The organism is Bacillus sp. 05T31, from assembly GCF_056396725.1.
The window spans coordinates 1-402 of the sequence record NZ_JBFTMA010001452.1; the positions used below are offsets into that span (position 1 = coordinate 1).

A 402-nucleotide genomic window follows, 5' to 3' on the forward strand; every position below is an offset into this window, starting at 1 on the left:
TATTAATACTGTATTTCCTTGTRTAAAAGYTGTGCCAAAACAACAGGAAATAATTGCGATAGGCAGTTCGAAAATGGGCGGAGTTCCTGATTTGCCAAATACATTTGAATATCCAACATACAAAGAGAATCCGTTACGTTTTATCGCACAATTTAATTTAAGTGATTTACAAAACGTTGGTATGGATCATAATCTTCCTAAGACAGGGATGTTATATTTCTTTAGTATTGAAAATTACTTTGAAGAAGATGTGGATCCAACCGAAGCTGGACGTGTACTTTATTATGATATCCCTGTAGAGCAATTACGTAGAGCAGATGAAATACAAGCGAAATATAACCAGTGTGCAATTACTTTTGAACTGACGTATAAATTACCGGAGCTTTTCATTGAAGATGAGGC

General features: G+C 34.8%; 1 protein-coding gene. It reads left to right on the forward strand.

All coding sequences use genetic code 11. From position 1 onward, the window contains the following. Window position 1: 1 nt before the first annotated feature. Window positions 2–402, forward strand: a 401-nt coding sequence (locus AC1DJR_RS33785) for a DUF1963 domain-containing protein (protein ID WP_477004650.1), incomplete at its 3' end; no start/stop codon positions are given.